The following is a 24,843-nucleotide window of genomic DNA, read 5'->3' on the forward strand; positions in this document are numbered from 1 at the left end:
GAGTACAACCGGAGGAGACGGCCATGATAAAAATAACGCTTCCTGACGGGCATTATTATGACGAGATGCTGACCGCCCAGGGTGAACAGCGGCCGCACTATAATGCCTGGTGGCAATGGTTTCGCAACACCGATCAATTCTCTATCCGGCAGAAAAAAGCGCAAGCGGAACTGCTCTTTCACCGTATCGGCATCACTTTTAACGTTTACGGCGAGGATGAAGGGACCGAGCGGCTGATCCCGTTTGACAGCGTGCCGCGGATCATCCCCGCCGGGGAGTGGCAGCGCATTGACCGCGGTATACGCCAGCGGGTGAAAGCGCTGAACGCTTTTCTCTATGACATCTATCATGAGCAGAATATCCTGCGTGCGGGGCTGATCCCGGCCGAACAGGTGCTGGCCAACGAGCAGTATCAGCCGTGCATGCAGGGCATCAACCTGCCAAACAACACCTATGCCCATATCACCGGCGTCGATATGGTGCGCAATAACGACGGACAGTACTACGTGCTGGAGGATAATCTGCGCACGCCGTCCGGCGTCTCCTACATGCTCGAAAACCGTAAGATGATGATGCGCCTCTATCCGGAGATGTTCGAGCAGCATCACATTGCGCCGGTGGAGCGCTACCCGAGCTACCTCCTGCAGACCCTGCGCGAAAGTTCGCTGGTGGATGATCCCTGCGTCGTGGTGATGACGCCGGGTCGCTTCAACAGCGCCTACTTCGAGCACAGCTTCCTGGCGCAGCAGATGGGGGTTGAGCTGGTGGAAAGCGCCGACCTGTTTATTAAAAACGGCGCGGTGTATATGCGCACCACCGAGGGGCCGCGGCGGGTGGATGTGATTTATCGCCGCATCGATGACGCCTGGCTCGACCCGCTGGCCTTCCGCGCCGATTCGATGCTCGGCGTACCGGGGCTGCTGTCCGTTTATCGCGCCGGCGGCGTGGTGCTGGCCAACGCCATCGGCACCGGGGTGGCCGACGACAAATCGATCTACCCGTACGTCCCGGAGATGATCCGCTTTTACCTCGGCGAACAGCCGATCCTCAGCAATATCCCCACCTGGCAGTGCCGGAAAGCGGAGGACCTGCGCTACGTGCTGAGCAATCTGGAGCTGATGGTGGTCAAGGAGGTCCATGGCGCCGGGGGCTACGGCATGCTGGTCGGCCCGCGTTCCACCAAAGAGGAGCGGGAGGCCTTCCGCCAGCGCTTGCTGGCCAATCCGGCCAACTATATCGCCCAGGACACCCTCGCGCTGTCGACCTGCCCGACCTTCGTTGATGAAGGGCTGTCGCCGCGGCATATCGATTTACGCCCCTACGTGCTGTCCGGGCAGGAGATGCGGCTGGTGCCTGGCGGCCTGACCCGCGTGGCGCTGACCGAAGGGTCGCTGGTGGTCAACTCGTCGCAGGGCGGGGGAACCAAGGATACCTGGGTGATGGAGGATGACGCATCATGCTAAGTCGTACGGCGAGTGAACTGTTCTGGATGGCCCGCTATCTTGAGCGGGCGGAGAGCTACGCCCGGGTGCTGGACGTAACCTGGAAATTATCAATGATCCCCCGCCACAGTCAGCAGTCGCGGGATCTGGCGCTGCCGCTGAATTTGTCGATGACCCACGAGCTGTTTCAGGCGCGCCACGCCCGCTTTACCATGAGCAATCTGCTCAACTTTTTTGCCCTCGATGGCAACAACCCCTGCAGTATTTACAGCTGCGTGGAGATGGCGTGGAACAACGCGCACGCGGTGCGCGGCAGTCTGTCGGCCGAAGTGTGGGAGAGCATCAATGCCACCCGCATCGAGCTGCGAACCCTCCGCCAGCAGGGGCTGGGCGAGCTGGGGAGCGACGGCTTTTTCGAGTGGGTGAAAGAGCGGGTGCATCTGTTTCGCGGGGCGGTGATTGGCACGCTGCTTCGCAACGACGCCCTGAGCTTTATCGGTATCGGCACGCTGATCGAGCGTGCGTTCGCCACCACCCAGCTGCTGCTGATTAAGGATCAACAGCTGACCAACGATCCGGACCCGGTGCGCGAATACTACCGGCTGGATACCCTGCTCAATGCGGTCAGCGCCCGCGAAGCATACAACAGCCTCTACCGCCAGCCGGTCAGTCGCGAAACGGTGATGGAGCTGCTGATCCTGCGTAACGATATTCCACGTTCGCTGCGCGCCAGCATTGCCGACCTGGTGGGCGAACTGGAGAAGATCGCCAACGATCGCTCCTATCAGCCGCTGCGCCTCGCCCATCAGCTCAACGTTGACCTGCGCTTCAGCACCCGTGACGACCTGGCGCAGGCGGACCTGCAGACCACGCTTAACGGACTGCTGGCGAGAATTAACGCCCTGTCCGACAGCATCAGACAAACCTATCTGGAGGCCTTATGAAACTGGTCATCGATCATCTCACCCGCTACGGCTACGATGAAGAAGTGAAGTTTTCCACCCAGTATCTGCGCCTGACGCCGCGCAGCACCGGACGGCAGACCATCACCGCCTGGACGCTGACCCTGCCGGACGGCGCGGCGGTGACCACCACCGACGGCTGGGGCAATGTGCTGCATGTGCTGACGCTGGATAACCCGCACAAAGAGATCACCATCCGCGCCAGCGGGATTGTCGATATCGCCGACGAGGGGGAAGAGACGCGTGATGAAGAGGCCGAGCTGCTGTCGCCGCTGGTTTTTCTGCGCTCTACGCCGCTGACCCGCGCCGATACGGCGATCCGCGAGTTTGCCCAGCGCCTCTATCGTCCCGATGCGGCGGAAGAGAGTTTGAATCAACTGATGGCGGATCTGCTGTTAAGAATGCCATACTCCCCCGGCGCGACCCAGGTGCAGGACTCCGCTGCCGACGCCTTCGCCCGGGCGAAGGGAGTGTGCCAGGATCATACCCATGTTTTTCTCGCCTGCTGCCGGGCGCTGGATATCCCGGCGCGCTACGTCAGCGGCTATGTCTACAGCGATAACGCCCAGCATGTGGCGATGCATGCCTGGGCGGAAGTGTGGCTCGACGGCCGCTGGCTGTCGTTTGATATCACCAATAATACCCGTCGTCTGAATCAGCATCTGCGGCTGGCGACCGGGCTGGATTATCTCGACGCCTGCCCGGTACGGGGCACCCGGTTGGGCGGCGGCGGGGAGATTATGTTAACCAACGCTGAAGTGCGCGAACACAGTCAGCAGGCGCAGCAGCAATAATACGGGAATAACCGCAATGACCTACTGTGTGGCCATGTGCCTGGCGGATGGACTGGTGTTTGCTTCCGACTCCCGCACCAACGCGGGCGTCGACCATATTGCCACTTTTAAAAAGCTGCACGTTTTCCATCAGGAAGGGGAACGGGTGCTGGTGCTGCAATCCGCCGGCAACCTGGCCACCACCCAGAGCGTGATAAGCCTGCTCAGCGCGCGGATCCGTACCCAGCAGGAGCCGAACCTGATGCAGGTAACTTCCCTCTACGACGCCGCCATGCTGATCGGGAAAACGCTGCTGGAGGTGATCCAGCGCGACAGCAGCAACCAGCAAAACTGCAGTAACACCAACTTCAACTGCAACCTGCTGCTTGGCGGCCAGATCGCCGGCGAAACCCATCGTCTGTTCCATATTTATCCGGAGGGCAACTTTATTGAAGCCACCCGCGACACGCCTTATTTCCAGATTGGCGAAAGCAAGTACGGCAAGCCGATCATCGATCGGGTGCTGACCATCGATACGCCGCTGGAGCAGGCGATGTGCTGCGCGTTGATCTCCATTGACTCGACGCTGCGCAGTAATCTGTCCGTCGGTCTGCCGCTGGATACGCTGCTCTACCGCAGCGGCAGCCTGAGCAGCGCCGGGCAGCATCGCATCACCGACAGCGATCCCTACTTCAACCGCATCCGCAAGGCGTGGTCGGAAGGGCTGTTGCACACCTTCCGGACCCTGCCGACCTGGACCCCAGCGGAGCGGGAAGAGGAGTAGCCCTGGAATACGACCTCGCCCGGAGCCCGGCCACACGGATGATGACCGGCTCCCTTCGCCCTTAGCGCGTCTCCGCCAGCCGCTCGCCGCTGGCGGCATCAAACAGATGCAGGTTTTCGCGGCGGAGAGTCAGCCCCAACGTCTGCTGCGCCGCGACCGCCACCCTGCCGGCAACCTGCACATGCACCGGAAAACCCTGCCAGTCGAGATGCAGCAGGGTGGATTCCCCCGTCACCTCCATGATGTTTACCGTTGCCGGCGCGCCATGCGCATCCGGCAGAATATCCTGCGGGCGCAGACCGACAATCAGCGGGGCATCGCCCTGCTGCGCCACGGCCTGATGCCAGCGTTCGGCCAGCGGAAACCACAGCGCACCGCAGGCGACGCCGGGCTGGCCGTCGCGCACGGCGCGCTGACCGGGCAGGAGATTCATCGGCGGGGAGCCGATAAAGCGGGCGACGAAGGTATTGCAGGGCTGGTCGTAAATGGCCAGCGGCGCCCCCTGCTGGACGATCTGCCCGTCGCGCATCACCACAATCTGATCGGCAAGGGTCATCGCCTCCACCTGGTCATGGGTGACATAGATCATGGTGGTATTGATACGCTGGTGAAGGGATTTGATCTCCGCGCGCAGCTCCATCCGCAGCTGGGCGTCAAGGTTCGACAGCGGCTCATCGAACAGGAAAACCTGGGGGTTTCTGACCATGGCCCGGCCCATCGCCACCCGCTGGCGCTGGCCGCCGGAGAGCGCACGCGGATAGCGAGCCAGCAGTTTATCAATCCCCAGCAGGCTGGCGACCTGCTGCACTTTGCTTTTCTGTAACTGCTTATCCACCTTTTTGACCTGCATATGAAAGGCGAGATTTTCCGCCACCGTCAGGTGGGGGTAGAGCGCGTAGCTCTGAAAGACCATCGCCACATCGCGGTCGGCCGGATCCAGATCGTTGACCGGCCGCTTGTTCATCAGAATGGTGCCGCCGGAAAGCGTTTCGAGACCGGCCAGCAGGCGCAGCAGGGTCGACTTGCCGCAGCCGGAAGGGCCCACCAGTACGGTAAAGCTGCCGTCGGGGATGGTGAGGTCCAGAGGCTGGAGCACCGTCTGTTTGCCGTAGCGCTTGGCGACATCGATCAGTTCAACACTGGCCATCGGTGGCCTCCTCAAGGTGATGTTGCAGGGTATGCCAGTCGGGATAGCGGCGCGGGGAGGTGCCGATCGCCTGCGCGGCGACGGTATTTCCCCAGCGCAGCGCGGCCGCCGCAGGTTTGCCGCTCAGCAGTGCGGCAAGAAATCCTGCGTTAAAGCTGTCACCAGCGCCGATGGTATCGATCACGGTGACTGGCCGGGTCGGCGCATGGTGATGGCCGTCGGTCGTCCAGCAGTCCGCGCCGTCGGCGCCGCGCTTTACCACGCACCCGCCGCGGCCGCTGAGCCGTGCCGCCAGGACTGCGGCGGCTGCGGCGAGGGTCGGGTGGCCGGCCAGCTGCAGGGTTTCAACGTCGTTGAGCAACAGCCAGTCGCAGTCGCCCAGCCAGCGGTCGACCTCATGACGCAGCGGGTCGCTCCAGCCCTGAGGCGGCCAGCCGGTATCGACGGCAAGGGTAAACCCGCGCTGGCGGAGCGAGGCGAGCAGCTGCGGATAGTCGGACAGCAGCCCGGTACAGAGAAAGGTACCGCAGAGCAACACGATATCGCCCTCGCCAGCGGCGGCCGGCAGCTGGCTCAGCACATCCCCGGCGGTCAGGCGGGTAATATGTCCATGGTTGCTGAGGAAGGAGCGCTCTTTGTTGGGATGGGTGATCGCCACCGTCAGTGAGGTTTCACAGGGATACTGCGGCCAGCGATCGCTGCCGCCGGGAAACTGTGCCGCCAGCCACGGAGTAAACGCGTCGTCGCCCTGGCAGCCGACCGCGCAGTGCGGAAGCTGCATGGCGGCGGCGGCCAGCGCGCAGTTGCCGGCAGAGCCGCCGGGCCGCAGCGCGCTGTGCTCGAGCATCATCTCAGTCCCCTGGGCAGGCCAGTGGATCAGGGTTCCCATCACTAAATCAATATTGTAATTGCCCACGATATAGAGCACAGGTGTCCTGGTGTTATCCATAGTTATCCTTTACTTCCCCCGTTGGTGAGGCCGCTGACCAGCGATTTTTGCAACCAGATAGCAATCAACAGCGGAGGGACTGAGGCTAGTATGCCGACCGCCGCCACCAGCCCGTCATCGGTGGCGCGGCCAGCGGTGAAGCCGGCGATGGTCACCGGCAGCGTTTGGGCGGCGAGGTTGCTGGTGAACAGTAGCGCATAGAAAAACTCGTCCCACGCCAGCAGCCAGCCGAACAGCGCGGCGGCGCCAAGCATCGGTTTCGCCAGCGGTAGAGTAATGCGCAGCAGGACCTGCCAGATGCGCAGACCGTCAAGCCGGGCCGCCTGTTCGATATCCTGCGGCAGGGTATCGAACTGGTTTTTGACCATCCACGTCAGAAACGGCACGATCAGCGAGCAGTAGACCAGCACCAGCCCGCTGCGGGTGTTGAACAGGCCAAAGTGTTCAAGAATAAAATAGAGCGGCAGCACAAAGGCCACGGGCGGCACCATATAGATGCCGAGGCCGGCGTACAGCCAGCCGTCGCGGCCGGGATAACGCGAAAAGCTGAAGGCGGCAGGGATCGCCAGCAACAACGACACCAGCGTCGCCCCGGCGGCCACCAGCAGGCTGTTGCCCAGCGCGGGAAGAAACAGCGCCCCGGGTTCGCCAGGGGCCAGCGACAGCAGATGGCCATAGCGGCTGAAGTCCCACTGCCGCGGGAGCCACTCCAGCGGGACGCGGGTGAGGTCCGCGGTGGTGCTGACGCTCATCAAAAACAGCCACAGCATCGGGGCGAGGATCGAGATCGCCACCGCCAGCGCCGCCAGGTAACGCAGTACGATGTACCCTTTACGCTTCATCATCAATACTCCGGCGCCGCTGACGCAGCAGCAAAAACAGATACAGGGCTATCAGCACGGCGCACATCAGGCTCATCAGCATGGCGTAGGCCGCGCCGCTGCCGGCGCGCAGGTAGCTGAAGGACTCCTGATAGACAAAAAAGCTCAGCGTTTTGGTGCTGTCGAGTGGGCCGCCGCGGGTCATAACATAGATAATGTCGAACACTTTGAAGGCATCGATGGTGCGTAGCACCAGCGCGACGCCAAGGGGACCCACAATGGCCGGAAAGGTAATGGCGCGAAAACGCCGCCAGGCCGAGGCGCCGTCGAGCCGCGCCGCCTCGTACAGATCGTCGGGAACAGACTGCAGGGCGGCCAGCACCAGCAGGGTGACCAGCGGGTAGTTTTTCCAGATATCCGCCAGCATCACCGCGTGCAGCGCAGAATCCGGCGAGCCCAGCCAGCTGCGATAGCTGTCAATCAGCCCCAGCTGGCTGAGCAGAGCATTAACGCTGCCGTAGTCGGGATTAAAGTTAAGCCGCCACATCATGGCGTTGACGATAGTCGGCAACGCCCACGGCAGGATCACCAGCACCCGCAGGACATTTCGCCCGACAAAACGCTGATTCAACAACAGCGCCACCAGTACGCCGATCGCACCCTCAATCGCCACCGAGACCACGGTGAAATAGAGCGTTCGCGCGAAGGCCGCGCGAAAGTCCGGGTCGGTCAGGGCATAAAGATAATTATCCAGCCAGACGTAGTGGGTCGCCTCGCCGCTTCCGGCCAGCGCGGTATCGGTAAAACTCAGCCACAGCGTGCGCGCCAGCGGCCATGCGGTGAGGATAAACATCGCGATAAGCATGGGCGCTAACAGCACCCATGCCTGACGATGCTCGCGTCGTTGCAGACTCAGCATCATGCCTCCTTAACGCAGACGGGCCGCGCTGGTGTCGACCACCTTGAGGGCGACGTCGGGCGTGGCTTTACCCTGCAGTACCGACTGAAGCTGCTGTTGCAGGGTGTTTGACAGGCGCGAGTAATCTGCCGTTTCGGGACGAGAGAGCATCACGTTCAACGACTTGTCGGCGGCGGCGATCAGGCTCTCCTGGCCTTTGGCAACGGCAGGATCCTGGTACGAGGCTTTCCACACCGGCAAGCTCAGTTTGGCATACTTGTCCTGTACCGGCTGGGAGGTCAGATAGTGAATATACTGCCAGGCCTCTTCCGGATGCTGACTGGCTTTGGCGATGCCCAGGCCCATTGAACCGTTGACGGCGCCGGGTTTATCCGGGGTATCGCCTGGGGCGGGGACAATGCCAACATCACCTGCGACTTTACTCTGTTTCGGATCGTTGGCCATGTTGTACATATAGGTCCAGTTGAGCGCAAAGGCGGCGTCGCCATTGGAGAAAGCCTTACGCACATCCTCCTCAAGGTATTCACGTGATGCCGGGTTGCTCAGCCCCTGATCGAGCGAGGTTTTCATCAGCGTGACCGCTTTCAGCGAGGCGGGCGTCGAAAAATCGAGCTTGCCGTTCTGGTAAAAGCTCCCGCCGAAGCCGGAGACGAGGGTGGTGTAATCGCAGACCAGCGCTTCCGCTTGCGACCAGCTCCAGACCAGAGGATATTTGACGATCCCTTTGTCCTTAAGCACTTTGGCGTCGTCCATCACCTGCTGCCAGCTGGCAGGCGGCGTTTTGATCCCCGCTTTGTCCAGCATGGCTTTGTTGTAGTACAGATATTTGGTGTCGAGGATCCACGGCATGCCGAGGGTTTTGCCTTGATACACCACGGTATTCATCGCCCCGGGGAAAATCTTCTCGCGCTCGTCGGCGGCAATCCGTGAGGAGACATCCTGCAGCAGATCGAAGCGGCTAAACTCCGCCGGCCAGATCGCGTCGAACAGCACCACGTCGTAGCCGTTACCCCCTGCGCCGCGGGCGGCGACGATCTTGTCGTGCAGCGCTTCATAGGGGACGAATTCGAGATTGACCTTCACGTCAGGGTGTTGCTTTTCGAAGTCACTGGTCATCGCGCGAATGTCGTTTTCGCTATAGGCCGCCTGGGTCATGAACAGGGCATTAATCTGGGTCGCTGCGCTGACGCTCCCGCTGATAACGAGCATCGCCAGCAGACAGGCGTTGACCCGTAGTGCGCTGTGGTATTTCATCTTTGCTCTCCGCTGTGCTGTACTGAAAGGGGTTATGATTTATTAAATCAATTTGATTGATTTAATCAGGGCGACAATATCGGCAACATCTCCCGAGTGGTCCCAGCACTAAGCGTAGCAAAGGGTATGCCATCGCGAAGACCCGCCTGCGCGGGTCGTTGTCAGATCTGTGATGCCGGCTAAAATTTCACCAGTCCAGCCTGGAAGGGAAACGATGAAAACATCAGGTACAAACCTTGAACATGCCCGGGTGCATAACCGCCGGGTGATCATTGAGGCGGTGCGTTTACATGGCGAGCTGACCCGCGCCGAGTTGGCGCGGCTGACCGCGCTGACCCCGCAGACCGTGTCGAATATTGTGGCGGAGCTGGAGCAGATGGATCTCCTGACCAGCCACCAACCGCGGCGCGCCAGCGGCCGTGGACAGCCAGCGGTGCCGGTGAGCCTCAATCCCGCCAGCGCCTGGTCAATTGGCATCCATCTCGATCATCAGACGTTGATTGTGGTGCTGGTGGATCTGGCCGGCGAGGTCCATTTTCGCCGACTCATTCTGGTGCAAAAGCCCCAGCCTGGTGCGACCTTTGCCCGCCTCGCTGAGGTGCTGGATGAGATCCGTGCGCTGCCGACGCTGGACTGGTCGCGGGTGCTGGGGATGGGGGTCGTGATGCCGGGGCCCTTTGGCGTGGAAGGGATCTCGTCGACGGGGCCCACGACGCTCAACGGCTGGGAAGGAATCGACGTAGCGGCGGAGCTCGGGCGACTCAGCGGCCTGCCGGTGACTCTCGAAAACGACGCCACGGTGGCCGCCATTGGCGAACGCTTTCACGGCGTGGCGCGGCAGCTCAACTCTTTTGTCTATCTCTATATTGGCACCGGTCTGGGCGCCGGTATTTTTACCGATGGTCATGTGTATACCGGCCATGCCCATAACGCCGGTGAGGTCGGGCATATCGTGGTCGCGCCGAACGGTCGCCCTTGCTATTGCGGGAATGAGGGATGTCTTGAGCGCTATGTTTCGCTGCAGGCGGCCTATGAGTTTTGCGGCCTCGACCCTTATCGCGCGCTGCCGGAAGATCTGCTGTCGGTGGACGCTGCGCTTTTCGACCAGTGGATCACCAGCATCCTGGCGCCGTTGCGTCAGGCGATCAATTTGCTGGAGTGCGTCTTCGATGCCGAGACAGTGGTGGTGGGCGGTATGATGCCCGCCCCCTTGCTGGAGAAAGTGCTGGCGCGGCTGCCGCCGCTGTATCAGTCTGTGCGCGGGCGTTACCTGCCGGCGCAGCGTGTCAAAATGGGGATGACCGGCACCGATACCGCCGCGCTGGGCGCCGCTGCGCTGCCAATCTTTGATGAATTTAATCCGCAGTTTCAGGTGTTGATGAAAGCGGTGAATACAAACGCGCTTTTTGGCAAAGCTAAGTAAATTAAATACTTTGTTATTTAACGTGTTATCTCACATCTTCGGAGGGAATGAGGCAACACGGCAAGGTATGGGAAGTGACGGAAAAGAAGACGGCTGTCTATGTGGATGACCAACAGCGCATCCTGATCCGCCAGCTGGCGCGCAGCTGGCTGTGGCGCAGCGAGCTGCCGACCTGGCTGCTGATTGTGACGGTATACGGCGGCTGGTTTGCCTGCGTGACGAGCTGGCGGACGCTGGGACTGTTTCCGGCCACGCTGCTGCTAATCTGGTTTACCGCCTGGTATATGTCCTTACAGCATGAGCTGATCCATGGGCATCCCACCCGGCTGGTATGGTTCAACCAGCTGCTGGGGACGCTGCCGCTGGCGGTCTGGTATCCCTACGGCGTCTACCGCGACAGCCATCTGGCGCACCATCGCAACCATCTGCTGACGCACCCCGAGGACGACCCCGAATCGTACTATGTGACGGCGGAAAGCTGGCAGCGCTTCTCTGCCTGGCAGCGCCGTCTTATCCACCTGCGCAATACCTTCTGGGGGCGTCTGCTGCTGGCGCCGCTGATGGATATCGTTCACACCCTGCGTAGCGCGCTGCGGGCTTTCCGCGCGGGCGACCGCCGCGCCATCGCCATGTGGAGCCTGCATCTGTTTCTGTTGACGGGTCTGCTGGCCTGGATGGCGGCGCAGGGTTTTTCCCCGCTGTGGTTTGTGCTGGCGGTGAGCTACCCGGCGCTGGCCCTGACCAAAGTGCGCTCTTTTCTCGAACACCGGGCTGCGGATGACCCGCTGGCCCGCTCGGTGATCAACGAGGCCGGGCTTCCCTGGCGGGTGCTGTTCCTCAATCTCAACTACCATGCGGTACATCATGACCTGCCAGGGGTCCCCTGGTACGCTTTACGTCGGCTGTATCTGCATCGTCAGGCGGCTTATCTGCAGCGTAATCAGGGGTTCCTGGTACGTGGTTACGGTGAGTGGCGACGCCATTTTAGCCGCCGGGCGGTGGCGGTGAACGCCCATCCAGGCTTTGGCGAACAGGCGCAGGCGGGAGGAGAACATGGCTGAACGTATGACCTTTCCCATGTATGCCATCCACCGACAACAGACCCAGGCCCTGTGGCTGGCGGTGCAGTCGCTGCTGGCTGAACGCGGCGTGATGGTGACAGGGGACCCTCCGGCGGCCGATCCCGAGTATCTGCTGGCCCACTGGCGCCAGCCGGGGCTGTTGCTGAGCCAGACCTGTGGCTATCCGCTGGTGACCCAGCTGCCGGAGGTGCAGACGGTGGGCTGCTTCCACTACGCCGCGCCCGGTTGCGAGGGGCGCCGCTACCGCAGCCTGCTGGTGGTTCGCGAAGCGGATAGTCACCGGATGCTGGCGGACTTTTTTGGCCGCCGCGCGGTGTGCAATGCCGAGCACTCGCAGTCTGGCTACAACGTGCTGCGCAAAATGGTCGCGCCGCTCTCCCGGCAGGGGCGATTTTTTTCGGCGGTGGTGTTCAGCGGCAGCCATCGGCAGTCGCTGCGCGAGCTGCAGCAGGAAAACGCCGATATCGCCGCCATCGACTGCGTGACCTACGCTCTGCTGCAGCGCCATCAGCCGCAGGCCCTGGCAGGCCTGGCGGCGATCGGCTGGAGCCCGGCCGCGCCAGGCCTGCCGCTGATCACCGCCGGCGCCACCCCGGCGGCGACGCTGAACAGCCTGCGCGAGGCGCTCCAGCAGCTGGTGAGCGATGCGCGCTATCGTCGCCTGTGCGACGCCTTGCTGATCTGCGGCTATAGCGATATGTCGCGGGAGGCCTATGCTCCGCTGCTGGCGTGGCGGGATGAGGCCGTGGCGCTGGGGGTCAGTCAGCTGTAGGTAAAATGCCCCGGCCAGCGATCTGCGCCGGGGGCGGGCCATGGCAAGCTACGGCGTCGGCGGTAACGCGGGGCGGGTCGGGGCGGTGAAGCGGTTTTCCACCGCCGGCAGACCGAGCTTTTCACGCAGGGTGCCGGGCGGATAGCGGTCGCGCATGACGCCGTTACGCTGCAGAAGCGGTACCACCTGGTCAATAAAGCGGTCAAAGTCTCCCGGCAGCAGCGGGAACATCAGGTTGAACCCATCGGCGGCGCCCGCCTGCCAGGTCTCCGTTAAGGTGGCGGCAATCTCCTCGGCGCTGCCCAGCAGCAGCCAGCTATCAGAACTCTGTAATAACAACTTCCCCAACTCCAGCAGGGTGAGCTGCGGATCGTACTGGCGGATAAGCTTCAGCGCGGTACGGATGCCGTCAAAGCTCTCCTCATCGGGGAGCGGCGGCAGAGGTTGGTCCCGCGGCAGGGCGCTGAGATCCATTCGAAGATAAGAGGAGAGCAGATCGATAGCCATCTGGTCGCTCATGAGCTGCTCGTTAAGCTGCTGGCGGGCCGCCTTCTCCTCGCCGGAGTTCACCACCACCGGCAGGACCCCGGCGATGATTTTGAAATGGGCCGGATCGCGCCCGTGCTGGCGCAGCCGCTGGTTCATCTCTTCGCGATAGGCCAGCCCCTCGGCGACCGAATGAATAAACACGAAGTGCATATCAGACCAGGCGGCGGCCAGCGCTTTTCCCGCCTCCGAAGAGCCGGCCTGCACCAGCAGCGGATGGCCCTGCGGCGGGCGAGGTACGTTGAGCGGGCCGCGGACGCGGAAGTACTCACCCTGATAGTCGAGGTGATGCACCTTGTCGGCATCGGCGAAGACTCCGCGCGCTTTATCAAAGATTGCCGCGCCATCTTCCCAGGAATCCCACAGGCGAGTGACCACGTCGATGAATTCATTGGCCCGCTGGTAGCGGGTGCCGTGGCGGGGAAGCTGCTCCAGACCGAAGTTTGCCGCTTCTTCTTCCAGCCACGACGTCACCACATTCCAGCTTGCCCGGCCATTGCTGAGAAAATCCAGCGAGGCAAAGTACCGGGCGAGATTATAGGGTTCGTTATAGGAGGTCGACGCGGTGGCCATCAGGCCGATATGCTCCGTTACCGCGGCGAGGGCGGAGAGCAGCGTCAGTGGTTCAAGCCGGGCGTTGGCATAGTGGCTCAGGCCGCTGGGCACCGTGTCCCACACCGCGATATGGTCGGCGACAAAGATAGCGTCCAGGGTCGCCGCTTCGGCCTTACGCGCCAGGCTGGCGTAATAGTCGAGGGTAAATATGTCCGCTTCAGGCGCGTCAGGGTGGCGCCAGGAGAAACGGTAATCCCCCTGTGGGTTATAAAAGAAGAGGTTCAGGATCATGTGTCGGTTAGACATAGCGTAGACTCGCGGCTGAACGCCATCCGTGGCGGGGTGACGGTCAGTGTTGGGATAGGTTGGCATTAACCCACTGTTCGGCGACGGCCGCCGGATCTTTATGCTGGAGATCCACCTGCTGGTTGAGGGCAATCAGCGTGGCATTGTCCAGTTTGCCGGAGACCTCATTGAGCACGGCGCCTATCTCCGGCGTCAGACTGGCTTTGCGCACCAGCGGCACCACGTTCTGACTCGGTTGTTCATGTTTATCATCCTCGAGGACCACCCATTTCTCCTTCGCCAGATTGCCCTGGGTGGAGACGACCGTCGCGACGTCGATTTTGCCCGAATTGAGCGCCAGCCGGGTGAGCGGCCCACCCATGTCCAGCGATTTCACCGCTTTGAACTCAAGACCATAGACGAGCTTCAGCCCCGGCAGGCCGAGGGCACGTACCGCCAGCTCCGGCGGTCCGCCGATCACCAGCTGCGGGGCGACGGGCTTCAGGTCGGAGAGGGTGCGCAGATGGTATTTCTCCGCGGTCTCGGCACGTACCGCCCAGGCGGTGATCGAGGTGGCCGGGGCCGGGTTCAGCAGGGTGAAATCGGCGGGCAGGGCCTGGGCCAGCTCTGCGCTGACGTCCTGCTGGCTGGTGGCCTCGGTTTTGCCGTTATAGAAATTGAGCAGGGCGCCAAGATATTCCGGAACGATATCGATCTCACCGCTCTGCAGCGCCGGAATAATAATTTCCCGGTTGCCGAGGTTGAGACGGGTGTTGGCCTCAATATGATTTTTCTTTAGCGCGCTGGCGTAGATGTTGGCGAGAATGGAGCTTTCGGTAAAGTTGGCCCCGCCCACGGTGACGCCGGCGGCAAAGGTGTTAACGCTCAGACTGAAGAGCCCGGCGGCCAGCAGCGAGAGACGAAATCGACGGGCGGTGACGGCCTTGCCAAATAATTGCTTCATAATACCTCTTGTATTTTCAGGTTAATCAGCGCCAGGCGCTGAGGGTAATGTCAGGTACACGCTAATAAGGCGCGGCAATTCGGCGGTGGGTCAGGCGTCCGGCGCAGCGGGCGAAAAGCAGTTCGCCGCCTATCGCCAGCAGGGAAACCACCAGCGAGCCGCCGATTACCTGCGGGATATCCCGCTGCCCGAGGCCATCGATCAGAAAACGTCCCAGCCCGCCCAGGCCGGCATAGGCTGCGACTACCGCCGTGGCGATAAGCTGAACCAGCGCGGTGCGCATCCCGGCGAGGATCAGCGGCGCCGCCAGCGGGATCCGCAGCTGCCACAGGCTTTGCCAGGGGGTCATACCCAGCGCGATGGCCGCATCGCACAGCGGGCGGTCGGCGTGATAAATCCCCACCCAGGTATTAGTGAGAATGGGCGGAATAGAAAGCGCGATCAGCGCCGCCAGCACCGGGATATCGTTAAAGCCGAAAACGATGATGCATAATAAAATCAGCCCTAACGAAGGGATGGCGCGGCCAAGATTAAACAGGTTGATCACCACGAAGGCGCCTTTGCGCCAGTAACCCAGGGCGATGCCGAGCGGCAGGGCAATGGCGCAGGCAACGGCCATGCTGACCAGCACGTAATAAAGGTGTTGGCCCAGGCGCAGCAGGATGCCATCGTCGCCCAGCCAGTGCTCCGGCTGGGTTAACCAGTGAAAGGTGGCGAGAAGCAGCGTCATCATTTCGTCCACGGCGTTAGCCAGTCGCCGAGACGGGCAATCAGCCCGTCAAAGACCAGCGAAAGTACAAGACTGAGGACCAGGCTGACGACAATCGGTGTCAGAAAGTCCTGATTAAAGCCCGCCATCAGCAACTGCCCGAGCCCGCCCTGACCGATCAGCGCGGTGACAGTGACCAGGCCGACCAGCGTCACCGAGGCAATGCGCAGCCCGGCAAACAGAGAGGGCAGCAGCAGCCACAGCTCGATATCGAAGAAGCGGAAACCGCGGGTGTAGCCGAGCGCCCGCGCCGACTCCAGCGCCGCCTGCGGCAGCTTCTCCATGCCGGCCAGCACGTTGCGCAGCAGGATCAACAGCGAGTACAGCGTCAGGCCAATCAGCGAGGTGGTCAGCGACAGCCCGGTAAACGGCAGCAATAAAATAAACAGCGCCAGCGAGGGAATGGTAAACAGCACGCCGCAGAGGGTGATGAGCGGCTGCGCCGTCGCGGGCCAGCGCAGGGTAATGGCTAACAGGCCGCCGGTGAGCAGGGAGCCGAAAAACAGCGCCAGCAGGACCATCCGCGCATGCTGCCAGAGAAGATCGCCGATCATCGCGCGGTTATCGATAACCCAGCCCCAGTCAATCATGAGGTCTCACCCCCACCGCGCCGTCGAGCACCTGCTGCAGCAGGGCGTGGGACACCGCCCCCTGGTATTGTCCTTCGCTATCCACATGCACCAGCACGCCGGTCGCCACGTCGAGCAGCGCGCTGTAGGCGAAACGCAGGCTGTGGCTGCTGGCGAGCGGGCGCTCCACCGGCAGGGTGAGACCGTGTTGCGGATCGAACCAGTGCAGCGGACGTCGCTGGCGGTCAAGCACCAGGCGCAGCGGGCTGGCCAGCGGTGGATGGGCGCTGGCGATCGGCGTCAGCGCTTCGTCGAGCAGGGGGACATCGTGACGCGGCAGCTGGCCGACCTGAATCATACCCAGCCGTTTCAGATTGGGCTCCGGGCCGATAAAGCGGCGCACGAACTCGCTCGCCGGGTGGGCCAGAATATGGTCGGGGGTATCAAACTGCGCCAGCACGCCGCCTTCCTGGAAAATGGCGATTTTATCGCCGAGGCGGATCGCTTCATTGATGTCGTGGGTCACTAATACAATGGTTTTCTGCAGCCGCTGCTGCAACAGCAACAGCTCGTCCTGGAGGCGTTCGCGGACCACCGGGTCGATGGCGGCGAAGGGCTCATCCATCAGTAAAATCGGCGGATCGGCGGCGATGGCGCGGGCGATGGCCACGCGTCCCTGCTGGCCGCCGGAGAGCTGATGCGGATAGCGGTGCAGCAGATGGCTGTCGAGCGACATCAGCGCTACCAGTTCGTCAATGCGCGCGTTGATGCGCGCTTTGCTCCATCCCGCCAGCCGCGGCACGGTGGCGATATTTTGCTCCACGGTACGATGGGGAAAGAGCGCGGCGCTTTGCATCACGAAGCCGATCTGGCGGCGGACCTGGATAATATCAGCGTCAGCGAGGCGGACGCCCTGAATATAGACGTCGCCGCTGTCGGGAATATCCAGCTGGTTGATCATCCGCAGGATGGTGGTTTTTCCGCAGCCGCTCGGGCCGACGAAAGTGCAGAATTCGCCATGATCAATATCCAGGCTGAGGTCACGAATGGCCGGCTGGGCGCTGCCTGAATAGGTTTTGAAAAGATGCGCTAATTTTATCATGGCGAAATTCAACACTCTGAATAATAAAGTCCTGACCCGGAAAAAGTGGCGCCGGGATCCTGGCTCAAACTACAGAGCGCCTGCGGGGAGGGCAAATACGTTATTTGCATTTGCATAGTGAAAAGCTGGTTAATCAGTCGCGGTGGAAGAGAGGCCGGGAGGTTGTTTTATGGATTTGTGATCGGCAACACAAATGACTGCCTGCCAGGCGCCGCAAAAGATAAATTGCCAGGGTTGATTTTAATCAAAGTATGACCGCCTGCGATATGGCGGAAAAAGCCGCCCCCTCCGCCGCACAAGAAAAACAAGATTGTGAATTTAATGTTTCTTTGATGTAAATAATGCCTGCGCCTTTTTCCCGCCCGCCGCCGATAAAATGTGATGCCAAACCGACTTGTCGTTAAATAATGGCGTTGATTACGTCCGCTTTTTATTCTTTACAGCATTAATTTAATTTTCGCCTTTTTTATCGCCCTGACGGCGTGGGTCGAATAGCGTACAAAAGGCGTATTTTTTATCGCCATTTTGCCGTCGATGTTATCGCCATCAATTATTTTTATCCCCGCATTCGGTTACGGCAAAAGACGCGCAAACAACGTTCGAAATGATTTTAATGCATTGATTTTAAATGGATTGTTCTGGGTGGTGAATCCTGCTAATCGGCCACGGCGGAGCCTTTGTGAGAGCTCTCACATAACCCGCTAATCGCGATTTGTTACACTTTCCGCCGTCAACAAAGGAATGAAAGCGAGACGTGATGAATACTTTTTCTCTGCCTAAAACTCAGCATCTGGTGGTTTTCCAGGAAGTGATCCGCAGCGGGTCTATCGGGGCCGGAGCAAAAGCATTAGGACTCACACAGCCGGCGGTCAGTAAAATCATTGGTGACATGGAAAGCTATTTTGGCAGCGAATTAATCGTCCGGCGAAATACCGGCGTCTCGCTCACCGAGGCCGGGCAGGTATTTCTGAACTGGTCAGAGGCGATCACCCGTGAAATGAAAAATATGGTCAATGAAATGAATGCGTTGACCAACAGCACGGTGGTGGATGTCTCCTTTGGTTTTCCCTCGCTGGTGGGGTTTACCTTTATGTCGGAGATGGTGCATCAGTTCAAAATGACCTTCCCCAAGGCGAGGGTATCGATGTATGAGGCGCAGCTCTCTGCCTTCTTGCCGGCGATCCGCGACGGGCGCCTCGACTTCGCCATCGGGACGCTGAGCGATGAGATGAAGCTGCAGGACCTGCACGTCGAGCCGCTGTTTGAGTCTGAGTTTGTGCTGGTGGCGAACCGGGCGCGGATCGGCAACGGCACCGTCCGCCTGGCTTCGCTCCAGCACGAGCAGTGGGTGCTGCCGGAGACCAATATGGGCTACTACAGCGAACTGCTGACCACCCTGCAGCGCAGCGGCATCCGCCGTGAAAATATCGTCAATACCGATTCGGTGGTGACGATCTATAACCTGGTGCTCAATGCCGATTTTTTGACGGTCATTCCCTGCGACATGACCACGCCGTTCGGCTCGAGCCAGTTTGTCACCATCCCCATTAAAGAGGCCTTGCCGGTGGCGCGCTATGCGGCGGTGTGGTCGAAAAATTATCGGCTGAAAACCGCGGCGGCGTCGCTGGTGGAGATGGCGAAACAGTATTCATCGGGGCAGGGCAACCGCCACTGGCAGCCAATAGAAATTGCCTGACTGATATTAATTAAATAATCCAACAACCATCCTCGCTGTTGTCAGCAGGATGACGCCCGGTCATTGACTTTATATTAAGATACAGAGGCCATAATGCATATTACCTACGATCTTCCGGTATCCATTGACGATATTCTCGAAGCGAAGCAACGCCTGGCAGGAAAAATATATAAAACGGGTATGCCGCGGTCGAATTATTTTAGCGAACGCTGCAAGGGTGAAATATTTCTTAAATTCGAAAATATGCAGCGCACGGGTTCATTTAAAATTCGCGGCGCCTTTAATAAGCTCTGCGGCTTATCCGCAGCGGAAAAACGCAAAGGGGTGGTGGCCTGCTCAGCGGGCAACCACGCCCAGGGCGTCTCGCTCTCCTGCGCCATGCTCGGCATTGACGGGAAAGTGGTGATGCCGAAAGGGGCGCCGAAATCGAAAGTCGCCGCCACCTGCGATTATTCGGCGGAGGTGGTGCTGCATGGCGATAATTTTAACGATACCCTCGCCAAAGCCAGCGATATTGTTGAACTTGAAGGCCGTATCTTTATTCCCCCCTATGACGATCCCCAGGTTATTGCCGGGCAGGGCACCATCGGTCTCGAAATATTAGAAGATCTGTATGACGTGGATAATGTCATTGTGCCGATTGGCGGCGGGGGCTTAATTGCCGGCATCGCGATTGCGATTAAATCTATTAACCCGACGATCCGCATTATCGGCGTGCAGTCGGAGAATGTTCACGGCATGGCCGCCTCCTGGTACGCCGGAGAGATCACCAGCCATCGCCACGCCGGCACCTTAGCCGATGGCTGCGATGTCGCCCGCCCGGGAAAACTGACCTATGAAATCGCCCGCCAGCTGGTGGATGACATCGTCCTCGTCAGTGAGGACGACATTCGCCAGAGCATGGTCGCCTTAATTCAGCGCAATAAAGTGATCACCGAAGGGGCCGGAGCGTTGGCCTGCGCCGCGTTATTAAGCGGCAAATTAGACAGCTATATCCAGAACCGCAAAACGGTCAGCCTGATTTCCGGCGGCAATATCGATCTCTCGCGGGTATCGCAAATTACCGGTTTTGTTGACGCTTAATTCAATACATAAGTGAGGACAGGATATGAGTACGACTGAGAGCATTGCATCCAGCCAGACAAGCCTTTCGTCCTGGCGTAAATCTGACACCACCTGGACCCTGGGCCTGTTTGGTACCGCCATCGGCGCCGGGGTGCTGTTTTTCCCTATCCGCGCCGGCTTCGGCGGGCTGATCCCTATCCTGGTGATGCTGGTGCTGGCCTATCCCATCGCCTTCTATTGCCACCGGGCGCTGGCGCGGCTGTGCCTGTCGGGGGCTAACCCCTCCGGCAATATCACCGAAACGGTGGAAGAGCATTTTGGCAAAACCGGCGGGGTGGTGATCACCTTTCTGTACTTCTTCGCCATCTGCCCGCTGCTGTGGATTTATGGCGTGACGATCACCAATACCTTCATGACCTTCTGGGAGAACCAGCTGCAGATGCCGGCCCTCAACCGCGGAGTGGTGGCGCTGCTCCTGCTGCTGCTGATGGCGTTTGTCATCTGGTTTGGCAAAGACCTGATGGTCAAGGTGATGAGCTATCTGGTGTGGCCGTTTATCGCCAGCCTGGTGGTGATCTCCCTGTCTCTGATCCCTTACTGGAATAGCGCGGTGATTGATCAGGTGAACCTCAGCGATATCGCCTTAACCGGTCACGACGGCATTCTGGTGACAGTGTGGCTGGGCATCTCCATTATGGTGTTCTCCTTTAACTTCTCGCCGATCGTCTCCTCGTTTGTGGTCTCCAAACGCGAAGAGTATGAAGCGCAGTTTGGCCGGGAGTATACCGAACACAAATGCTCGCAGATCATCTCCCGGGCCAGCATGCTGATGGTGGCGGTGGTGATGTTCTTCGCCTTCAGCTGCCTGTTTACCCTCTCGCCGCAGAACATGGCGGACGCCAAGGCGCAGAATATCCCGGTGCTCTCCTATCTGGCGAACCACTTTGCCTCGATGTCGGGCGCCAAATCCACCTTTGCCACCCTGCTGGAGTATGGCGCGTCGATCATCGCCCTGGTGGCCATCTTCAAATCGTTCTTCGGCCACTATCTCGGCACCCTCGAGGGGCTGAACGGTTTGATCCTGCGCTTCGGCTATAAAGGGGATAAAACCCGGGTCTCCAGCGGCAAGCTCAATACCCTGAGCATGGTGTTCATCATGGGCTCGACCTGGGTGGTGGCCTATGCCAACCCCAATATCCTCGACCTGATTGAGGCCATGGGCGCGCCGATTATCGCCTCGCTGCTGTGCCTGCTGCCGATGTACGCCATTCGTAAAGCGCCTTCGCTGGCCAAATACCGTGGCCGTCTAGATAACCTCTTTGTGACCGCCATTGGTCTGCTGACCATCCTCAATATCGTTTACAAACTGTTCTAATCCGGCTCAGGCCACGCGGAGTACAACATGACTGAATTTCCGGTAGTGCTGGTGATCAACTGCGGCTCGTCGTCGATCAAATTTTCCGTACTGGACGCCGCCAGCTGCGACTGCCTGCTCAACGGCGTAGCCGAGGGCATCAACGCGGACCAGGCGTCTCTCTCGCTCAACGGCGGCGAGCCGGTGGCGCTGGCGCCGCGCGGCTACGAAGGCGCCCTGCAGGCGATTGCCGGGGCATTAGCCCAACGCGATCTTATCGACAGCGTGGCCCTGATTGGCCACCGCGTCGCCCACGGCGGCGACCTCTTCACCGAGTCGGTCATTATCAGCGAGGAGGTTATCGACAATATTCGCCAGGTATCGTCCCTGGCCCCGCTGCATAACTACGCCAGCCTTAGCGGCATCGCCTCGGCGCAGCGGCTGTTCCCGGGGGTCATGCAGGTGGCGGTCTTTGATACCAGCTTTCACCAGACCCTGGCCCCGGAAGCCTTTCTCTATGGCCTGCCGTGGGAGTATTACCAGAACCTCGGGGTGCGCCGCTATGGCTTCCACGGCACCTCCCACCGCTATGTCTCCCGGCGCGCCCTGGCGCTGCTCGGGTTGCCGGAGCAGGAGAGCGGCCTGGTGATCGCCCACCTGGGCAATGGCGCCTCGATCTGCGCGGTGCGCAACGGCCGCAGCGTGGACACCTCGATGGGGATGACGCCCCTGGAGGGGCTGATGATGGGCACCCGCAGCGGCGATGTCGACTTCGGCGCCATGGCGTGGATTGCCGCGGAAACCCGGCAGACCCTCAGCGACCTGGAGCGGGTGGCCAACACCGCCTCCGGCCTGCTGGGGATCTCCGGCCTTTCCTCCGACCTGCGGGTACTGGAGCAGGCCTGGCATGAGGGCCATGCCCGCGCCCGCCTGGCGATCAAAACCTTCGTCCATCGCATCGCCCGCCATATCGCCGGCCACGCCGCCGCGCTGCAGCGTCTCGACGGCATTATTTTCACCGGCGGGATTGGCGAAAACTCGGTGCTGATCCGTCGGCTGGTGAGCGAGCGGCTGGCGGTCTTTGGCCTTGAGATGGACGCCGCCCGCAACCAGCAGCCTAATTCGGCCGGCGAGCGTCTGATCTCCGCCGACGGCAGCCGGGTGCGCTGCGCGGTTATCCCCACCAATGAAGAGCGCATGATTGCCCTCGATGCGATCCGCTTAGGCCGGATCCACACCGCGGCGGCGCTGGCCTGATTTTTTTATTCTGTAGAGAGACGATGTTCATGAAAGTAGATATCGACACCCACGACGCACGATACGCCGACGCCTGGCAGGGCTTTCGCGGTATGGCGTGGCAAACGCAGATTAACGTTCGCGACTTTATTCAGCATAACTACACCCCTTACGAGGGCGACGAGTCCTTCCTCGCCGACGCGACGCCGGCCACCACCGCCCTCTGGGAGCAGGTGATGGCCGGGATCCGCGTCGAGAACGCCACCCATGCGCCGGTGGATTTCGACACCAATGTCGCCACCAGCATCACCGCCCACGCGGCGGGCTATATCAACCAGCCGCTGGAAAAGATCGTCGGCCTGCAAACGGACCGGCCGCTGAAGCGCGCCCTGCATCCCTTTGGCGGCATCAATATGATCAAAAGCGCCTTCGAGGCCTATGGCCGCGAAATGGACCCCGATTTTGAGTATCAGTTTACGGCGCTGCGCAAGACCCACAATCAGGGCGTATTTGACGTCTATTCCCCGGATATGCTGCGCTGCCGTAAGTCCGGGGTGCTGACCGGGTTGCCGGACGGCTACGGTCGCGGACGGATCATCGGCGATTACCGCCGCGTGGCGCTGTACGGCATTCGCTACCTGGTCCGCGAACGTGAGCTGCAGTTTGCCGACCTGCAGCCGGCCCTTGAACGCGGCGAGGCGCTGGAGTCCACCCTGCGCCTGCGCGAAGAGCTGGCCGAACAGCGGCGCGCGCTGCAGCAGATGCAGGAGATGGCGGCCCGTTACGGCTGCGATATCTCCCACCCGGCGCGCACCGCCCGGGAGGCGGTGCAGTGGCTCTACTTCGCCTACCTGGCGGCGGTGAAGTCGCAGAACGGCGGCGCCATGTCGCTGGGACGCACGGCCACCTTCCTCGATATCTATATTGAACGCGATCTGCGCGCCGGTTTACTCAATGAGGAGCAGGCCCAGGAGCTGATTGACCACTTCATCATGAAGATCCGCATGGTGCGTTTCCTGCGAACCCCGGAATTTGACTCGCTGTTCTCCGGGGATCCCATCTGGGCGACGGAAGTCCTGGGCGGTATGGGGCTGGATGGCCGCACCCTGGTCAGTAAAACTACCTTCCGTTACCTGCATACCCTGCACACCATGGGGCCGGCGCCGGAGCCGAACCTGACCGTGCTCTGGTCGCAGGCGCTGCCGGTGGCGTTTAAAAAATACGCCGCCCGGGTCTCTATCGCCACCTCGTCGCTGCAGTATGAGAACGACGATCTGATGCGCAGCGATTTTCACAGTGACGACTACGCCATCGCCTGCTGCGTCAGCCCGATGGTGATCGGCAAGCAGATGCAGTTCTTCGGCGCCCGCGCCAATCTCGCCAAAACGCTGCTCTACGCGATTAACGGCGGGGTGGATGAGAAACTGAAGATCCAGGTGGGGCCGAAAACCGCGCCGCTGCGCGATGAGGTGCTGGACTACGACAGCGTGATGGCCAGCCTCGACCACTTTATGGACTGGCTGGCGGTGCAGTACATCAGCGCGCTGAACATCATCCACTGCATGCATGATAAGTACAGTTACGAAGCGGCGCTGATGGCCCTGCACGACCGCGACGTTTACCGCACGATGGCCTGCGGCATCGCCGGCCTGTCGGTGGCGGCGGATTCGCTGTCGGCGATAAAGTACGCCCGGGTGAAGCCGGTGCGTGACCATCACGGGCTGGCGGTGGACTTTGTCATTGAGGGGGATTATCCGCAATATGGCAACAACGACGATCGCGTCGATGCCATCGCCTGCGACCTGGTGGAGCGCTTTATGCGCAAAATTCAGGCGCTGCCCACCTGGCGCCAGGCGGTGCCGACCCAGTCGATCCTGACCATTACCTCCAACGTGGTGTACGGGCAGAAAACCGGCAACACGCCGGACGGACGTCGGGCGGGGACGCCGTTCGCCCCGGGGGCCAATCCGATGCATGGCCGCGACCGCAAAGGGGCGGTGGCGTCGCTGACCTCGGTGGCGAAACTGCCGTTTACCTACGCCAAAGATGGCATCTCGTACACCTTCTCCATCGTGCCGGCGGCCCTCGGCAAAGCGCCGTCGGCGCAGGAAAACAACCTGGTGGGGCTGCTGGACGGCTACTTCCATCACGAGGAGACGGTGGAGGGGGGACAGCACCTCAACGTCAATGTACTGAACCGGGAAAAGCTGCTCGATGCGATAGAACATCCGGAGCAGTATCCGAATCTGACGATCCGCGTCTCCGGCTATGCGGTCCGCTTTAACGCGCTAACCCGCGAGCAGCAGCAGGATGTGATCTCGCGAACGTTCACCAGCCAGCTCTGAGCGGCCGCCGGGCCACAGGGGAGCCCTTA

Annotated in this window: 23 protein-coding genes; 12 read left to right on the top strand and 11 right to left on the bottom strand. The window is 60.8% G+C overall.

From position 1 onward, the window contains the following. Nucleotides 1–23: 23 nt before the first annotated feature. From ABLV52_RS07775 to ABLV52_RS07790, 4 genes are read left to right on the top strand one after another with little or no spacing between them, the layout of a single operon-like run. Nucleotides 24–1,463, top strand: a complete 1,440-nt coding sequence (locus ABLV52_RS07775; protein ID WP_004180417.1) for a circularly permuted type 2 ATP-grasp protein — start codon at nucleotides 24–26, stop codon at nucleotides 1,461–1,463. After that, nucleotides 1,457–2,386, top strand: coding sequence for an alpha-E domain-containing protein (locus tag ABLV52_RS07780; protein ID WP_002910835.1), 930 nt, complete (start codon nucleotides 1,457–1,459; stop codon nucleotides 2,384–2,386). The genes ABLV52_RS07775 and ABLV52_RS07780 overlap by 7 nt, the downstream gene beginning before the upstream one ends. Further along, the gene (locus ABLV52_RS07785; RefSeq protein ID WP_032453344.1) at nucleotides 2,383–3,198 is read left to right on the top strand and encodes a transglutaminase family protein; all 816 of its coding nucleotides are present in this window, start codon (nucleotides 2,383–2,385) and stop codon (nucleotides 3,196–3,198) included. The genes ABLV52_RS07780 and ABLV52_RS07785 overlap by 4 nt, the downstream gene beginning before the upstream one ends. A gap of 16 nt (nucleotides 3,199–3,214) precedes the next feature. Beyond that, nucleotides 3,215–3,961 carry a proteasome-type protease gene (locus ABLV52_RS07790; RefSeq protein WP_032453343.1) on the top strand — a complete coding sequence of 249 codons (747 nt, stop codon included), beginning with the start codon at nucleotides 3,215–3,217 and terminating at the stop codon, nucleotides 3,959–3,961. A gap of 61 nt (nucleotides 3,962–4,022) precedes the next feature. Here the strand turns inward: ABLV52_RS07790 and ugpC are convergent, their stop codons facing one another. From ugpC to ABLV52_RS07815, 5 genes are read right to left on the bottom strand one after another with little or no spacing between them, the layout of a single operon-like run. Further along, a complete protein-coding gene (gene ugpC / locus ABLV52_RS07795; protein WP_008804321.1) occupies nucleotides 4,023–5,108 on the bottom strand; it encodes a sn-glycerol-3-phosphate ABC transporter ATP-binding protein UgpC in 1,086 nt (361 codons plus the stop codon). Beyond that, a complete protein-coding gene (locus tag ABLV52_RS07800; protein WP_048297796.1) occupies nucleotides 5,095–6,057 on the bottom strand; it encodes a carbohydrate kinase family protein in 963 nt (320 codons plus the stop codon). Before ABLV52_RS07800 ends, ugpC begins: the two co-directional genes overlap by 14 nt. Nucleotides 6,058–6,059: 2 nt before the next feature. Next, nucleotides 6,060–6,899 (bottom strand): carbohydrate ABC transporter permease, encoded by an 840-nt coding sequence (locus tag ABLV52_RS07805; protein WP_348890263.1) that lies wholly within the window; start codon nucleotides 6,897–6,899, stop codon nucleotides 6,060–6,062. Next, nucleotides 6,889–7,797: a sugar ABC transporter permease gene (locus tag ABLV52_RS07810; RefSeq protein ID WP_017899871.1), complete on the bottom strand. Its 909-nt coding sequence runs from the start codon at nucleotides 7,795–7,797 to the stop codon at nucleotides 6,889–6,891. The genes ABLV52_RS07805 and ABLV52_RS07810 overlap by 11 nt, the downstream gene beginning before the upstream one ends. A gap of 9 nt (nucleotides 7,798–7,806) precedes the next feature. After that, nucleotides 7,807–9,051 (bottom strand): extracellular solute-binding protein, encoded by a 1,245-nt coding sequence (locus ABLV52_RS07815; RefSeq protein WP_109547172.1) that lies wholly within the window; start codon nucleotides 9,049–9,051, stop codon nucleotides 7,807–7,809. Between the two features lie 214 nt (nucleotides 9,052–9,265). On the opposite strand from ABLV52_RS07815, the gene ABLV52_RS07820 reads away from it, so the two are divergent. The 3 genes from ABLV52_RS07820 to ABLV52_RS07830 all read left to right on the top strand — a co-directional run bounded on the left by ABLV52_RS07820 (nucleotide 9,266) and on the right by ABLV52_RS07830 (nucleotide 12,328). Continuing rightward, the gene (locus ABLV52_RS07820; RefSeq protein WP_048297795.1) at nucleotides 9,266–10,474 is read left to right on the top strand and encodes an ROK family transcriptional regulator; all 1,209 of its coding nucleotides are present in this window, start codon (nucleotides 9,266–9,268) and stop codon (nucleotides 10,472–10,474) included. A gap of 74 nt (nucleotides 10,475–10,548) precedes the next feature. Next, nucleotides 10,549–11,535, top strand: coding sequence for a fatty acid desaturase (locus ABLV52_RS07825; RefSeq protein ID WP_162543113.1), 987 nt, complete (start codon nucleotides 10,549–10,551; stop codon nucleotides 11,533–11,535). Continuing rightward, nucleotides 11,528–12,328 carry a PhnD/SsuA/transferrin family substrate-binding protein gene (locus tag ABLV52_RS07830; RefSeq protein ID WP_348890237.1) on the top strand — a complete coding sequence of 267 codons (801 nt, stop codon included), beginning with the start codon at nucleotides 11,528–11,530 and terminating at the stop codon, nucleotides 12,326–12,328. Before ABLV52_RS07825 ends, ABLV52_RS07830 begins: the two co-directional genes overlap by 8 nt. Nucleotides 12,329–12,376: 48 nt before the next feature. Here ABLV52_RS07830 and ABLV52_RS07835 read toward each other — a convergent pair whose 3' ends face one another. The 6 genes from ABLV52_RS07835 to ABLV52_RS07860 all read right to left on the bottom strand — a co-directional run bounded on the left by ABLV52_RS07835 (nucleotide 12,377) and on the right by ABLV52_RS07860 (nucleotide 17,678). Continuing rightward, a complete protein-coding gene (locus ABLV52_RS07835) occupies nucleotides 12,377–13,801 on the bottom strand; it encodes an LLM class flavin-dependent oxidoreductase (RefSeq protein WP_315971095.1) in 1,425 nt (474 codons plus the stop codon). Beyond that, nucleotides 13,779–14,678: an ABC transporter substrate-binding protein gene (locus ABLV52_RS07840; protein ID WP_348890238.1), complete on the bottom strand. Its 900-nt coding sequence runs from the start codon at nucleotides 14,676–14,678 to the stop codon at nucleotides 13,779–13,781. Before ABLV52_RS07840 ends, ABLV52_RS07835 begins: the two co-directional genes overlap by 23 nt. A 61-nt stretch (nucleotides 14,679–14,739) precedes the next feature. Then, nucleotides 14,740–15,408, bottom strand: coding sequence for an ABC transporter permease (locus tag ABLV52_RS07845; RefSeq protein WP_023290193.1), 669 nt, complete (start codon nucleotides 15,406–15,408; stop codon nucleotides 14,740–14,742). After that, on the bottom strand, nucleotides 15,408–16,037 hold the full coding sequence (locus ABLV52_RS07850; RefSeq protein ID WP_023290192.1) for an ABC transporter permease subunit: 630 nt from the start codon (nucleotides 16,035–16,037) through the stop codon (nucleotides 15,408–15,410). The genes ABLV52_RS07845 and ABLV52_RS07850 overlap by 1 nt, the downstream gene beginning before the upstream one ends. Continuing rightward, nucleotides 16,030–17,118: an ABC transporter ATP-binding protein gene (locus ABLV52_RS07855; RefSeq protein ID WP_348890239.1), complete on the bottom strand. Its 1,089-nt coding sequence runs from the start codon at nucleotides 17,116–17,118 to the stop codon at nucleotides 16,030–16,032. Before ABLV52_RS07855 ends, ABLV52_RS07850 begins: the two co-directional genes overlap by 8 nt. Nucleotides 17,119–17,555: 437 nt before the next feature. Next, the gene (locus ABLV52_RS07860) at nucleotides 17,556–17,678 is read right to left on the bottom strand and encodes a hypothetical protein (protein WP_348890264.1); all 123 of its coding nucleotides are present in this window, start codon (nucleotides 17,676–17,678) and stop codon (nucleotides 17,556–17,558) included. Between the two features lie 197 nt (nucleotides 17,679–17,875). Between ABLV52_RS07860 and tdcA the strand changes: the two genes are divergently transcribed. The 5 genes from tdcA (at nucleotide 17,876) to pflB (ending at nucleotide 24,814) form a co-directional block, all read left to right on the top strand. Continuing rightward, nucleotides 17,876–18,814 carry a transcriptional regulator TdcA gene (tdcA, locus tag ABLV52_RS07865; protein WP_032453338.1) on the top strand — a complete coding sequence of 313 codons (939 nt, stop codon included), beginning with the start codon at nucleotides 17,876–17,878 and terminating at the stop codon, nucleotides 18,812–18,814. Nucleotides 18,815–18,907: 93 nt separating this feature from the next. Continuing rightward, nucleotides 18,908–19,897: a bifunctional threonine ammonia-lyase/L-serine ammonia-lyase TdcB gene (gene tdcB, locus ABLV52_RS07870; RefSeq protein ID WP_065881209.1), complete on the top strand. Its 990-nt coding sequence runs from the start codon at nucleotides 18,908–18,910 to the stop codon at nucleotides 19,895–19,897. A 25-nt stretch (nucleotides 19,898–19,922) separates the two neighbouring features. Beyond that, the gene (gene tdcC / locus ABLV52_RS07875) at nucleotides 19,923–21,254 is read left to right on the top strand and encodes a threonine/serine transporter TdcC (RefSeq protein ID WP_032453337.1); all 1,332 of its coding nucleotides are present in this window, start codon (nucleotides 19,923–19,925) and stop codon (nucleotides 21,252–21,254) included. 27 nt (nucleotides 21,255–21,281) lie between these two features. Continuing rightward, nucleotides 21,282–22,490 (top strand): propionate kinase, encoded by a 1,209-nt coding sequence (gene tdcD, locus ABLV52_RS07880; RefSeq protein WP_032453336.1) that lies wholly within the window; start codon nucleotides 21,282–21,284, stop codon nucleotides 22,488–22,490. Between the two features lie 29 nt (nucleotides 22,491–22,519). After that, complete coding sequence (pflB, locus tag ABLV52_RS07885) at nucleotides 22,520–24,814, top strand: formate C-acetyltransferase (RefSeq protein WP_348890265.1); 2,295 nt, start codon at nucleotides 22,520–22,522, stop codon at nucleotides 24,812–24,814. Nucleotides 24,815–24,843 lie beyond the last annotated feature (29 nt).

It is taken from the genome of Klebsiella sp. GB_Kp056 (assembly GCF_040064755.1).
Classification (GTDB): Bacteria; Pseudomonadota; Gammaproteobacteria; order Enterobacterales; family Enterobacteriaceae; genus Klebsiella; species Klebsiella quasipneumoniae.